We start from the raw sequence: 12,556 nt of genomic DNA on the forward strand, positions 1-12,556 counted from the left end.
TCCTTAGTTAGTTGCCGTAATTTGGTCAATTACTGATTTGGCAATTTCAATGAGCTTATCACCAAAAGTATCAGTTAATACTCCACTGGCAGCCAAGTCATTCATTTCTTTTTCGAATTTAATACCCACTGTTTCCAGGTATTGATTTTCGAACTCACCAATTTGTTCTACGGCAAGTTTGTCAAGTAAACCTACATCGTTAATCTTAAGCAATGCAATTTGCTGCTCTACCGGCAAAGGCTGGTATACATCCTGTTTCAGCAATTCTACCGTACGTTCACCTTTTCTCAGTTGAGCTTGGGTAGAAGCGTCAAGATCGGAACCGAATTTAGCAAAAGCTTCCAGCTCACGGTACTGAGCCAAATCAAGCTTCAATGTACCTGAAAGTTTTTTCATTGATTTCACCTGGGCAGAACCACCTACACGTGAAACAGAAGTACCTACATCAATTGCCGGGCGAATACCCTGATTGAATAAGTCGGTATCAAGGAAAATTTGTCCGTCAGTAATAGAAATTACGTTTGTGGGGATGTATGCAGAAACATCACCTGCTTGTGTCTCAATAACAGGAAGTGCTGTTAATGACCCACCACCCTTAACTTGTGGCCGGAGTTCATCCGGAATATTATTCATAGCCTGAGCTACTTTATCGTCATTAATAATTTTGGCAGCACGCTCCAATAAACGACTGTGCAGATAAAATACATCACCTGGATAAGCTTCTCGACCGGGGGGGCGCTTCAGCAATAATGAAAGTTCACGATAAGCTACCGCTTGTTTAGAAAGGTCATCATAAATCACCAAAGCATGACGACCGGTATCACGGAAATACTCACCGATAGTGGCACCCGCAAAAGGAGCAATATAGCGCATCGGAGCTGTGGCACTTGCCGGAGCAGCTACAATGGTAGTGTATTCCATGGCTCCGTTTTCTTCCAGTACCTTACGGATATTGGCTACTGTAGAACCTTTTTGACCTACGGCTACATAAATACAGTGAACAGGCTTATCAGTGTCTTGAGTGGCCTTTTGATTAATTATCGTATCAACCGCTACGGAAGTTTTACCGGTTTGGCGGTCACCTATAATAAGTTCACGCTGACCACGGCCAATAGGGATCAAAGAGTCAATAGACTTTAAGCCGGTTTGAAGAGGTTCAGCTACCGGTTCACGGTAAATAACACCCGGAGCCTTACGCTCAAGAGGCAAACGGATGGTTTTACCGCTGATCGACCCTTTGCCATCAATTGGCTCCCCAAGAGGATCAATTACACGACCAAGCAGGCCTTCACCCACATTGATTGATGCAATATCATTGGTTCGTTTCACCGTATGCCCTTCTTCAACAGCACTTGATGAACCGAAAAGAACAATTCCTACATTATCCTCTTCAAGGTTAAGTACCATGCCGGTTACAAATTGGCCTTTTTCGTCTTTTGAATCCGGTAATTCAACCAATTCACCTGCTTGTACTTTTGATAGCCCATAAACACGAGCAATACCGTCTCCTACCTCAAGAACGGTACCTACATCATAGGTATCAGCTTCGTTATCGAAGCCTGATAATTGTTTACGTAGTATGGCTGAAACTTCGTCTGGTCTGACTTGACTCATTGTATATATATGATTAAAAAAATGTTGTGATTTTATTCCCTGGCCGAGCTCAGGAATACATCTTCAAGCTGTTCTAATTTATGCTTAACTGTACCATTGATCACGGTATCGTCAATTTTAATGGCCATCCCGCCTATTAAATCTTCTTGCACAACCGTTGAAACATTCACCTTTTTGTCAGTGATTTTCTCCAACTTTTGCTGTACTTCAGCGAGTTGCTTGTCATCTAATTCTTTAGCTACAAACACTTCTGCTGAAATGATGCCGGCATAGTCATTGTATTTATCAACGAATGCAGTTACAATTTCATCCAGCATATTTTGCCTGTTTTTACGGGCAATCAACGTGATGTATCTATGCACAAGCTCGCTTACCTGATCAGCAAAAATGGCTTCAAGTGCAGCAACTTTTTTATCCGGCTTAATAACCGGGCTTCTCAGGAAAACCAGTAAATCACGAGAACTTTCGATCGTAGCCTTAATAAAAAAGACATCCTTAAGCGTCTGCTCAACAACATCATTTTCTTTGGCAAGCTCTAAAAGTGCAGTGGCGTAACGGTGTGCCGCTTTAGATACCAGCATAAATTATCGGTTAATTTTTTGAAAGGTCGGATAGAAAACTATCCACCAGCTTGTTATTCTTTTCATTATCAAGCTCAGCATCAATGATGATAGAAGCTGATTTTACGGCAAGTTTTGCCACTTCCTCTCTCAATTCAACTAAAGCTTGGTTCTTTTCTTGCTCAATAGAGGCTCTTGCCTGCTCAATAATTTGCGCAGCTTCCTCTTTGGCCTTGCCAATACGTTCAGTACGTATCAGTTCCGCTTGTTCAACGGCTTCCTTGCGTATTTGCTGAGCTTTAACTTCAGCTTCCCGCAGAGCTTTTTCATTGTCTTTAGAAATTTTTTCTGCTTTGGCTATAGCCTTTTCAGCAGACTCTAAAGATTCTTTGATGTTTTGCTCTCGTTCCTGGAGTGCCGTCATAATTGGCGGCACGGCATACTTCATCATCACATAAAGAAAAGCGATCAACGATATTAAAATCCAGATCGCAAATCCCGGATTGAATGACAGTAAGCCACCACCACCTGCTAAAAGAAAAGTCATAGATAATTACCTATTATTGACCAATTCCAAGAGCAAGAAGAATACAAATAACGGCACCAAGAAGGGCAACACCCTCAATAAAGGCTGCAGTTAAAATCATAGCACCGCGAATGTCTCCGGAGGCTTCCGGTTGGCGTGCAATACTTTCAGTAGCGCCTTTACCAATCATTCCGATTCCGATTCCGGCACCAAGTGCTACGATTCCGGCTCCAATACCAGCTGCTAATAATCCCATAGTTCTATACGTTTAGTTTATTATTGATTTATATTTAGTTAGATAAAGTTTCTTCGGCAATATGCTCAGTGTGATAACCTTCCTCGGAATGCTCATGATCTTCTGCTGCCATACCGATGAAAACGGCTGATAACAACGTGAAAATATATGCCTGCAATAAAGCGACGAACACTTTCAGGGCATATAGCACCACGGTTAATGAGACAGAAAATGCACTCACACCAACGCCTGCTACTGATCCAAACAAATCAGCAAAGATAAAAATCAATCCAAGGATGGCGATGATCATTATTTTTCCTGATAGCATGTTTGCAAAAAGACGAATAGCGAGTGCGAATGGCTTGGTGAAAATTCCAAGAATTTCTACCGGAGTTAAGATAAAACGAACCCACGTTGGGACTCCGGGAAACCAAAAGATATGCCCCCAATAATCTTTAGTCCCACTGAATTGAGTTACCAAGAATGTAACAAATGCCAGTGTTGCCGTCACTGTAAGATCTGCCGTTGCCGTTGCAGCCCAGGGCAACAATCCAAACAAATTCATAAATGAAATCCCCATGAACATGGTAAACAAGAAAGGCACGTACTTATCTGCCTTGTGGTCATCTATGTTTCCACGGGCAACATCATCACGGATAAAAACAAACAATACTTCAAAAAGATTGTGAAAGGCACCTTTTGGCTCTACGTTTTTACCAATTCCACTGTTATAGCGTTTAGCAGCCATTACTGTAAGAATGACTGCCAAGCCCATACCCATCCAGAAATATACCAAGTGGGAAGTAATGGAAAAATCGATAATCAGGTGCCCCCCTCCTGCAGGTACAATTGCACCTTCCTCATTTTCAATAAATTCACCTGACTCAAGAACAGATGGTGTACTTACAAAAGCACTTAAACTTTTTTCACCTTCAACATCTTCCCAGTAAAAAATCCGGGGCAAATATAATTTTCCAAAAGGTGTTTTAAAATAATCGTGATCTGCAACCGTACCCAAAACATCGAGTACCTGCCCATCATCTTCTTCAGAAGCATCAGCTGCGAATGTATTTGAGGTGCTAATCGATAAAAATAAAAGAGTTAGAAAAACTCGACGCAGGGTTTGAATCATTTTTAACCGCTACTCTTTTTGTAGAATTTTGTTAATAAAAATCATTTCCGTTACAGATTGGCAAAGATAGGAAATTATAAAACTAACTGTAAAGTAGAATTCATCAATTTTTGTTACTCCCAATAAAATTCCGAAGAGAGCCAGCACCAATAAAAACCTTATTCCCGTAGAGAAGAAAAAAACCTTGATGAACAAGCTGTTTTCAGCATTTTTAAATGCATCGAATATCCAGGCACTGCTGCTTACAAATATAGAACTGAGCATCACCCCTGCCAATACAGCAACCCCTACCTGCTCTCCCAACAAAAAAAAACCGACAGACATGAGCATTAACAGAGCAGAGAACTTTATCGTCCCTTTGAGAACAGAATCTCTTGATTTATTCATTGTTACCCTGATCGAGTTTTTTTGTAATTCGTGTTACCGTAAACCCAAAAGCAATCATAGCCAAAAGTACGCCAATCAAAATCAGTATAGGAGAAGTATCAAAATACTCATCCAAATAGTACCCGGTCAAAATTGGAATGATCAGGGATACCGCTATTTCGGCTCCCAGCCCCAGATACTCGGCATATTTTTCGGGAAGAAAATTATTCGACAATGAATCAGGAAGAGCTCTTTACTTTAGTATCGTTTGCGTAATCAACATCGCTTTTACCGGAAAGTGATTTGGCATCCGAGCCCATGCGACAAGATCCGTTGATTTGAGCACCTTCTTCCACTACCAAAGTTTTAGTATAGATGTCTCCATCAATAATTGCACTTTCTCTCAGGGTAAGTTTACTTGAGACTTTCAGCTTCCCTTCAACCCGGCCGGCTACATCAGCTTCAGAAGAAGTAATATCTCCTACAACTTTTCCATTCCCGGTTACAATAATTTTTCCTTTGGAGCTGGCTTCGCCTTCCACCGTACCGGCAATTCGAATATCGGTCTGGGAGTTAAGATCTCCCTTAAGTTTTGAACCTTCACTTAATATATTTACTGCAGGAGAGTGATTTGATTGATTAGACACGTTATTTGTATTTTTTTTTGAATTAAGCATAATTCGTTTTTATTTGATTAAATAGATTTCAGGGTTTTGAGGGACGCCATTTTTCCAAATTTCAAAATGAAGATGGGGTCCTGTACTTAATACTCCGGCATTTCCAATTTCACCCAGAATATCTCCTTTTAACACAAGGTCGCCTTCCTTCTTATTTAATTTTGAGAGGTGCTTATAAGTAGTTACCACACCCCCGCTATGTTGTATGGATATTACATATCCATTGTTAATTGTCCAACTACTATTAAAAACCGAACCATCCGCAACATTTATTACCGGTTCATTATTTTTAGTAGCTATATCAAGACCATAATGTTCCTCATCAGGAAGATACCTGCGGGTCAAAGATCCTTGAACAGGGTATTTTCCGGGGAAGTCCGGAGCTGAGTTGGATATATTTGAAAATAAAATTTCATTTTGCGTGAGTCGGTTAAATGAACCCGATTCTTCAAACGTTATAAAATCACTGTTTTGAAAATTCTCCTCATTAAAATAATCATCGAATCTCTGATCCATCGCCAGGGTCGTATCCACATTTAGGCGGATTACATCTTTCATCTCACTCAATTGTTGATCGCGTTGTTTCAGTGAGTCTTCAAGAGAAATAACTTTTTGAGTTACATCCATTATTTGAGCTCTTATTTCAGCGTCATCCGCACTGTATAACAACCCTCCCAATGGGGTTAGCATAAAAGCTAATGCAACAATGAGTGCGAAGGTACAAGAAATTGCCAATATCAAACCAAAAAGTCCATTAGGATAAACATGGTAGGAATTATCCTCATCAGGTTTGGAATCATCCAGTAACATCACCGTGATTTTTCTACGGCGTTGTTCAAATAATTTTTTTAGCAGTTCAATCATTATATCTCAAGTTAAACAATACGATCAAATTTTTAGGATGAAATTTCATCAAAAAAATTTGAAAGAGCATTTCGGGTCGCTTTCATCCTTTGGCAGAAAAATTAATCTCTAAAATAAGTGATTTTCTGTACTATAAAAGCGGATTAGGATACTGAGTAATTCGGTGCTTCTTTTGTTATTTGCACCGAATGAGGATGACTCTCTCTATAAGCAGCGGCAGAAATTTGTACAAATTCTGCTTTTTTCATCTCATCTATATTTGATGCTCCGGCATATCCCATGGCAGCTCTAAGTCCGCCGGTCATTTGATGAACGACTTCACTTAAATATCCTTTAAACGGAACCCTGCCTTCTATTCCTTCCGGAACCAGTTTGTTAATATCATCTTCCACATCCTGGAAATAGCGGTCTTTAGAACCTTTGTTCATCGCACCTATACTTCCCATTCCACGATATGATTTGTACTTACGGGATTCGTAAATAATGGTCTCGCCGGGACTTTCATCCACACCGGCAAACATAGATCCCATCATTACGGCATCGGCACCGCCTGCTATGGCTTTGGGGATATCTCCTGTTTGTTTGATCCCACCATCTGCAATGAGCCCAATTCCTTTTTCACGGGTATATTCTGCTACTTCCATAACTGCACTTAACTGCGGAACCCCAACTCCGGTCACCACTCGCGTAGTGCAGATAGATCCCGGGCCCACTCCCACTTTTACCACATCGGCACCGGCTTCCACCAGGGCCTCTGCCGCAGATCTGGTTGCAATATTTCCACCAATAATATTTAAATCAGGATAGGCCTTTTTAATTTTTTTAATGGTATCCAACACTCCTTGAGAATGCCCGTGAGCTGTATCTACTGTGATAGCATCCACACTGGCTGCAACCAAAGCTTCCACCCGGTCCATGGTATCAGGAGTTACCCCAACGGCAGCTCCTACTCTCAATCTTCCCATTTCATCCTTGCAAGCATGGGGAAAGTTCATCTTCTTCTCAATATCTTTAAAAGTAATAAGCCCAACCAGTTTATTGTTTTCATCTACAATAGGAAGCTTTTCTACTTTGTAATGCTGAAGGATTTGTTCAGCCTGCTTTAAATTGGTGCCTTCTTTGGCGGTTACCAAATTTTCATGCGTCATGATATCACCCAGTTTTTTACTCATCTCTGATTCAAAACGCAGGTCCCGGTTCGTAACAATCCCTACCAAAATTCCCTTGTCATCTACTATAGGAATACCCCCTATTTTTTGTTTCTTCATCAACGCCCGTGCTTCGCGAACCGTAGCACCTTCTTTAAGGGTCACGGGGTCAACAATCATACCGCTTTCACTTCTTTTCACTAAACGAACATGTTCAGCCTGATCTTCAATACTCATGTTTTTGTGCAACATGGCAATACCGCCTTCCCGTGCAAGTGCTATCGCCAGGCGATACTCAGATACGGTATCCATGGCGGCACTTATAATAGGCACATTCAGTTTGAGCGTGGGTGTGAGCTGCACTGTAGTATCTACATCACGCGGCAGCACTTGTGAGTAATTAGGAACCAAGAGCACATCATCATAGGTAAGTCCTTGGCGGGTAATACGTTCGAAGGGGGAAGAATTGTTCATTTTATACATCAATGAAAAAGTTTGGCTTGCAGTTTTTCAAAGATACGAACTTTCCCTTGGAACTACTTAATGAGATTTCTCAATTTTACGCATTCATAAAAAACAGAAATTTCTTAGAGTGTTTTAACCTTCAAGGCTTTGATCGCAGCTTCTAAACTGCAAATTCCATCCTGAAAACAACTTACCCAGTAGTGAATAGATTCACGGCGGCGCTTTACAAAGGGATCGCAGGATGAAAAACGGCCTTTCAGTTCTTCTACCATGAACCTGACATCATTATGAATCTCGATTTTCAGTTCATCGGGAAGCTCTGACCAACCCATCAGGTCGAAGGCCTGCTGCATTTCAGTATATTCTTCCCGGCTTTCTTTTTGGATACGCTTAAGTACCGGAACAGCGAATAGGGCCTGAGATTTACTGCGTTTTGGTGTAATTGAAAATGCGTTACTTGTCATGATCGTGTGGTTTTGTTTTTTGATTTACCCAATAATAATGACAAGCAGTGACAGCATAGTGTCACTCCAAAATAAAAAAAGATATTATTCCGGATAGATGCTCTTTTTAGCCGCAAGAAGGGTATTTTTCATCAGCATGGCAACCGTCATGGGACCCACTCCTCCCGGAACAGGGGTAATCCAGCTGGCTTTTTTGCTTACAGACTCAAAATCTACATCTCCGACTAATTGATATCCTTTTTTGGCCGTCTCATCTGCTATGCGGTTAATTCCTACGTCAATAACTACGGCTCCTTCTTTTATCATTTCGGCTTTTATCAAATGAGGCTGACCCGCTGCTGCAATTATTATATCTGCGGAAATGGTATGCTGCGTAAGGTCTTTGGTATATTTGTGGCAGATGGTAGTTGTAGCTTTTCCTGACGCATTTTCGCGGGATAACATAATTGCCATCGGAGAGCCTACAATATTACTGGCTCCCACCACCACGGCGTGCTTGGCCTTCACCGGAATGCTGTAATGCTTGAAAAGCTCCATGATACCGGCAGGTGTACAGCTTCGAAAGCAAGGCTGGTCAACAGTAAGCCGGCCCACATTCATAGGGTGAAACCCGTCCACATCTTTTCGGTGGTCAATGCTTTCTATCACATCGTGGGAAGAAAGGTGTGCCGGTAATGGAAGCTGTACCAAAATCCCATCCACCGAATCATTCTCATTGTATTTGCGGATGATAGACTTTAATTCCTTGGCAGAAATTGTATCCTGCAAAATTTCAGTATGCGTTTCGATGCCCACGTCTTCGCAAGCACGGGTCTTGGCCCCGGTATATACTTTCGAAGCCGGATCATCACCCACCAAAATCACTTGTAAAAAGGGAGCCCGGTTTCCTTTGGCTTTCCAATCATCCACATCCTCTCGAACTCGATTCCGAACCAATTCAGCTACTTTCTTTCCATCAATAATTTCTGCACTCATGCTATCGCTCTATATTATATTTTTTCATTTTATTGTAAATATGACTTCGCTGTATACCAACGGATTCGGCGGTCTGAGAAATATTCCACTCATTTTTTTCCAGTTGTTTAACCAAAAACAAACGTTCGGCGGTTTCCTTGAATTCCTGAAAATCGTTGGTTTTATCTGCCAGTTTTTCCAAATTATTGGTTTCTATTCTCCGGGACGTCAGTATATCTTCTACAATGTCTTGATCTATCACCCCGTCATCCCCGGCCATGATTCCAAGCCGTTCCACCGCGTTTTGAAGCTCCCGTACATTGCCGCTCCATTCTTTTTTCTGAAGGGCTTTGAGTCCATCCTTCGAAAATGAAACCGAAGAAAAACTGATATCCCGTTCCTGAAGATTTTTAAGACAGGCTTTAGCAATGGGCGGAATATCTTCCTTTCGGTCACGAAGCGGGGGCACTTTTATGGGTATCACGCTGATACGGTGAAATAAATCTTCCCGGAAATTACCTTCTTTAATTTCAGATTCCAGGTCTTTATTCGTCGCGGCTAAAATTCTTACATCCACTGAAATCGACTCACTTCCACCCACCCTTGTAATGGTGCTTTCTTGTAAAGCCCGCAACACTTTAGATTGAGCTTCCAAACTCATATCCCCGATTTCATCTAAAAATAATGTCCCCCCATCTGCCTGCTCAAATTTACCAACACGCTGACTTGATGCTCCTGTAAAGGCTCCTTCTTCATGCCCAAACATTTCACTTTCCAAAAGTTCAGTTGGGATGGCTGCGCAATTTACTTCCACAAATGGACCTGAATTCCTTGGGCTTTTTTCATGAATCCATTTGGCTACCAATTCTTTTCCGGTTCCATTTTCACCGGTAATAAGCACCCTTGATTGTGTAGGAGCAACTTTCTCAATTAAGGATTTAATTTTGGAAATAGCTTTGCTTTCTCCAATGATCTCCTGAATCTTCGGAAGCTTTTTCTTGATCTGTTTGTATTCCTTTTTCAGGTTTTCCTGAGACAAGGCATTGCGTACCGCAATTAGCAGGCGATTTAAATCCGGGGGTTTTTCAAGGAAATCATAAGCTCCCATTTTTGTAGCCTCTACTGCAATTTCAATGGTTCCGTGGCCTGAAATCATGATTACAGGAATTTCATGACCGGCCTCCCGAAGTTTTTTGAGCGTCTCTAATCCATCCATTCCCTGCATTTTAATGTCCAGAAACATCAAATCAATGGGATTTTCGGAAATGAAATCCAAAGCAGCCTGCCCGCTATCTACAGTGGAAACCTTATAGTTTTCAAATTGAAGAATTTCTTCCAGTGTATTTCGGATAGCCCTTTCGTCATCCGTTACCAAGATATGTGCTTTCTTTTCAGACATACGGGAAGCTAATCAATATTTATTATACAGATACATCAAAATCTGTTCATGAACCGAATCAACAGGCCGTACTTTTTCTGATATAAAATTATTGGTAGCAAGGCTTACAATAAGCTGCTTGCCCGACCTCGCCTCAAAATAACCACTTAACGTCCTCACTCCGGTCACAAATCCGGATTTACCTTTAAAATTATTATACAACGGAGTTCCTTTCATCCGGTGAGCCAATGTTCCGTCAATGCCCGCTGTCGACATGCTGTTATAATAGGCGTCGAATTCAGGATGATCCATCATTTTAAAGAGCAGATCCGAAATTAAGGACGTTTTGTTGAAGTTTCCCCCTGCCAAACCGGAACCATCCTTCATTTGCACAAAAGTTGTATCTATACCTATCCGAAATAAAAAACTTCTGATTTGGTCTATGCCGTCTTCAAATGTCCCGGGTTTATCATCCTTTGCTGCTGAAAGTGTTTTTGTCAACATTTCCGTATAAAAATTATCACTCTCTTTATTTGTCCATTTGATTAGCTCGGACATTGGTTTTGATCGATGGGTTGCCAATTCTTCCAGTACTTCTATGTTCTGTTCATCTTCTGAAACCACCAAAAACCCTTCCACTTCTATTCCATTACTGACCAAGAAATTTTTGAATGAATCCAGGAAAAACATAGGGGGGTTATTCACGGAAAGAGATTCGTCTTCGTAATAAGCTTGAGGAAGGGTACTTCCCAATACAATTCTATTTCCTCCCAGTTCACGACGATAATATTCATCGTAATCAATCCCGGGATGGGTAATTACTTGCTCATTAACAAATTCAACATAGTCAGTATTATCGGGAAACCAGGTAATTCGGGGTTTATCCCCAATCTCTCCTTCTGCAAAAACTTCTAAATCCACTGCATTATTGTTAAAAGAAAGCGGACTGATTTGTACTCCATAGTAAAATGAAAAATCATACCAATCCCACCCCTTCGGATACATTTGATCATCAAATAATGATACATCTGCAATCAGGTTACCCTCTATTTTCTCAATTCCTTTTTGCTTGAGCTGATCCAGGAATTTATTAAAAATGTAATACCGGTCGTCTTCGTACAAATCGCCACTTATGGATGGGTCACCACTTCCTTTTAAAATAAGATTGCCATTCCATAAATTTCCCTCAAGATTACCTTCTCCGTAAATTGTTGTTTCGTAGCGATAATCAGCTCCGAAATAATCAAGGATTGCAGCTGTGGTTATCAGTTTTTGATTAGAAGCAGGTATAATCACTTTTTCCCGGTTCATACTTTCCAGGATTGCTCCGTTTTTGTCCCGAACAGTTACCGACCAAAAAGCTTCCTGATTTGGTGCATCATTGACAATAGTTTGAATAGTTTGAGCATGGAGAGGTTCCGCAAGAATTGCGAGCAGCAATACAATAAAAATGCGGAATACGTTACTCATTTAACTGACAAAATATTTTTCTTCTTCATCCTGAAAAGCCGAGAGAATTTCTTCAGTTGTTGTACAACCTAATATTTTCTCACGAAATGAACCGCTGTTCATTAAACGGGAAATTCGGCTTAATAATTTGATATGCTGACTATTGTTAGACTCCGGCCCCACTAACAGAAAAACCAATCGAACCGGGACATCATCAATTGAATCAAAATCCAGTGGTTCTTTTAACAGGGCAAAAGCAGCTAAATTCTTTGTCACCGCTTTGGTTTTCGCGTGTGGTATTGCGAGGCCTTTACCCACTCCCGTAGACATGATTTTCTCACGTTCAAAAACTGCTTTACGTACTTCTTCGAGTTGTTCTTCAGACTCAAGTTTATCTTCCAAAGCATTTACTAATGCATTAATAAGTTCTTCTTTGGAACCCACAATAAAATTGGGCAGCACCGTAACTTGATCTAACAACGAAAATAAATTCATGCAATATTCCTAATCAACTATAATGGTTTAAACAGCGCCCGAATATAGGCACCGAAGAGACAATCAATCAAAGATTAATTCTATAGAAGTTTATTTAGTTTTAAATAAAAGCTTTGTCCCTCTAATTCCCCAACTTTATCATGCCTCTGTTGAAGATTTAGCATTTATAAATGTTGAAATCCATCCAGGCAATTACCTACCTGGGTGGATATTAAAATGGTATGCAGAG

At 40.8% G+C, this 12,556-nt stretch carries 15 protein-coding genes; all 15 read right to left on the reverse strand.

Translation table 11 applies throughout. From position 1 onward, the window contains the following. Positions 1-3: 3 nt before the first annotated feature. The 15 genes from atpA to HUJ22_RS05610 all read right to left on the reverse strand — a co-directional run bounded on the left by atpA (position 4) and on the right by HUJ22_RS05610 (position 12,327). Entirely contained in the window at positions 4-1,614 is a 1,611-nt protein-coding gene (gene atpA, locus HUJ22_RS05540) for a F0F1 ATP synthase subunit alpha (protein WP_290875050.1), read from the reverse strand. A 32-nt stretch (positions 1,615-1,646) separates the two neighbouring features. After that, the gene (atpH, locus tag HUJ22_RS05545) at positions 1,647-2,195 is read right to left on the reverse strand and encodes an ATP synthase F1 subunit delta (RefSeq protein WP_290875052.1); all 549 of its coding nucleotides are present in this window, start codon (positions 2,193-2,195) and stop codon (positions 1,647-1,649) included. 10 nt (positions 2,196-2,205) lie between these two features. Continuing rightward, positions 2,206-2,721 carry a F0F1 ATP synthase subunit B gene (gene atpF / locus HUJ22_RS05550; protein WP_290875054.1) on the reverse strand — a complete coding sequence of 172 codons (516 nt, stop codon included), beginning with the start codon at positions 2,719-2,721 and terminating at the stop codon, positions 2,206-2,208. Positions 2,722-2,734: 13 nt separating this feature from the next. Continuing rightward, positions 2,735-2,956: an ATP synthase F0 subunit C gene (gene atpE / locus HUJ22_RS05555; protein ID WP_082894083.1), complete on the reverse strand. Its 222-nt coding sequence runs from the start codon at positions 2,954-2,956 to the stop codon at positions 2,735-2,737. 34 nt (positions 2,957-2,990) lie between these two features. Next, positions 2,991-4,067 (reverse strand): F0F1 ATP synthase subunit A, encoded by a 1,077-nt coding sequence (atpB, locus tag HUJ22_RS05560; protein ID WP_290875058.1) that lies wholly within the window; start codon positions 4,065-4,067, stop codon positions 2,991-2,993. 9 nt (positions 4,068-4,076) lie between these two features. After that, the gene (locus tag HUJ22_RS05565) at positions 4,077-4,454 is read right to left on the reverse strand and encodes a hypothetical protein (protein WP_290875060.1); all 378 of its coding nucleotides are present in this window, start codon (positions 4,452-4,454) and stop codon (positions 4,077-4,079) included. Next, positions 4,447-4,668 (reverse strand): AtpZ/AtpI family protein, encoded by a 222-nt coding sequence (locus HUJ22_RS05570; protein WP_290875061.1) that lies wholly within the window; start codon positions 4,666-4,668, stop codon positions 4,447-4,449. Before HUJ22_RS05570 ends, HUJ22_RS05565 begins: the two co-directional genes overlap by 8 nt. Positions 4,669-4,672: 4 nt before the next feature. Then, positions 4,673-5,110, reverse strand: a complete 438-nt coding sequence (locus HUJ22_RS05575) for a polymer-forming cytoskeletal protein (protein ID WP_290875063.1) — start codon at positions 5,108-5,110, stop codon at positions 4,673-4,675. A 9-nt stretch (positions 5,111-5,119) separates the two neighbouring features. Beyond that, a complete protein-coding gene (locus HUJ22_RS05580; protein WP_290875065.1) occupies positions 5,120-5,974 on the reverse strand; it encodes a M23 family metallopeptidase in 855 nt (284 codons plus the stop codon). 143 nt (positions 5,975-6,117) lie between these two features. Further along, positions 6,118-7,605 (reverse strand): IMP dehydrogenase, encoded by a 1,488-nt coding sequence (guaB, locus tag HUJ22_RS05585; RefSeq protein ID WP_366870852.1) that lies wholly within the window; start codon positions 7,603-7,605, stop codon positions 6,118-6,120. A gap of 104 nt (positions 7,606-7,709) precedes the next feature. Continuing rightward, a complete protein-coding gene (locus tag HUJ22_RS05590) occupies positions 7,710-8,051 on the reverse strand; it encodes a hypothetical protein (protein WP_290875069.1) in 342 nt (113 codons plus the stop codon). Between the two features lie 84 nt (positions 8,052-8,135). After that, positions 8,136-9,026, reverse strand: coding sequence for a bifunctional methylenetetrahydrofolate dehydrogenase/methenyltetrahydrofolate cyclohydrolase FolD (folD, locus tag HUJ22_RS05595; RefSeq protein ID WP_290875071.1), 891 nt, complete (start codon positions 9,024-9,026; stop codon positions 8,136-8,138). Position 9,027: 1 nt separating this feature from the next. Beyond that, a complete protein-coding gene (locus HUJ22_RS05600; RefSeq protein WP_290875073.1) occupies positions 9,028-10,404 on the reverse strand; it encodes a sigma-54 dependent transcriptional regulator in 1,377 nt (458 codons plus the stop codon). Between the two features lie 12 nt (positions 10,405-10,416). Beyond that, positions 10,417-11,853 (reverse strand): D-alanyl-D-alanine carboxypeptidase/D-alanyl-D-alanine-endopeptidase, encoded by a 1,437-nt coding sequence (gene dacB, locus HUJ22_RS05605; protein WP_290875075.1) that lies wholly within the window; start codon positions 11,851-11,853, stop codon positions 10,417-10,419. After that, a complete protein-coding gene (locus tag HUJ22_RS05610) occupies positions 11,854-12,327 on the reverse strand; it encodes a PTS sugar transporter subunit IIA (RefSeq protein WP_290875077.1) in 474 nt (157 codons plus the stop codon). Between the last annotated feature and the right edge of the window lie 229 nt (positions 12,328-12,556).

It is taken from the genome of Gracilimonas sp. (assembly GCF_014762685.1).
Taxonomy (GTDB): Bacteria; Bacteroidota; Rhodothermia; order Balneolales; family Balneolaceae; genus Gracilimonas.

Coding starts and splice junctions, on each gene's coding strand:
- atpA (WP_290875050.1), bottom strand. CDS start 1,614: ATGAGTCAAGTCAGACCAGACGAAGTTTCAGCCATACTACGTAAACAA.
- atpH (WP_290875052.1), bottom strand. CDS start 2,195: ATGCTGGTATCTAAAGCGGCACACCGTTACGCCACTGCACTTTTAGAG.
- atpF (WP_290875054.1), bottom strand. CDS start 2,721: ATGACTTTTCTTTTAGCAGGTGGTGGTGGCTTACTGTCATTCAATCCG.
- atpE (WP_082894083.1), bottom strand. CDS start 2,956: ATGGGATTATTAGCAGCTGGTATTGGAGCCGGAATCGTAGCACTTGGT.
- atpB (WP_290875058.1), bottom strand. CDS start 4,067: ATGATTCAAACCCTGCGTCGAGTTTTTCTAACTCTTTTATTTTTATCG.
- HUJ22_RS05565 (WP_290875060.1), bottom strand. CDS start 4,454: ATGAATAAATCAAGAGATTCTGTTCTCAAAGGGACGATAAAGTTCTCT.
- HUJ22_RS05575 (WP_290875063.1), bottom strand. CDS start 5,110: ATGCTTAATTCAAAAAAAAATACAAATAACGTGTCTAATCAATCAAAT.
- HUJ22_RS05580 (WP_290875065.1), bottom strand. CDS start 5,974: ATGATTGAACTGCTAAAAAAATTATTTGAACAACGCCGTAGAAAAATC.
- guaB (WP_366870852.1), bottom strand. CDS start 7,605: ATGTATAAAATGAACAATTCTTCCCCCTTCGAACGTATTACCCGCCAA.
- HUJ22_RS05590 (WP_290875069.1), bottom strand. CDS start 8,051: ATGACAAGTAACGCATTTTCAATTACACCAAAACGCAGTAAATCTCAG.
- folD (WP_290875071.1), bottom strand. CDS start 9,026: ATGAGTGCAGAAATTATTGATGGAAAGAAAGTAGCTGAATTGGTTCGG.
- HUJ22_RS05600 (WP_290875073.1), bottom strand. CDS start 10,404: ATGTCTGAAAAGAAAGCACATATCTTGGTAACGGATGACGAAAGGGCT.
- dacB (WP_290875075.1), bottom strand. CDS start 11,853: ATGAGTAACGTATTCCGCATTTTTATTGTATTGCTGCTCGCAATTCTT.
- HUJ22_RS05610 (WP_290875077.1), bottom strand. CDS start 12,327: ATGAATTTATTTTCGTTGTTAGATCAAGTTACGGTGCTGCCCAATTTT.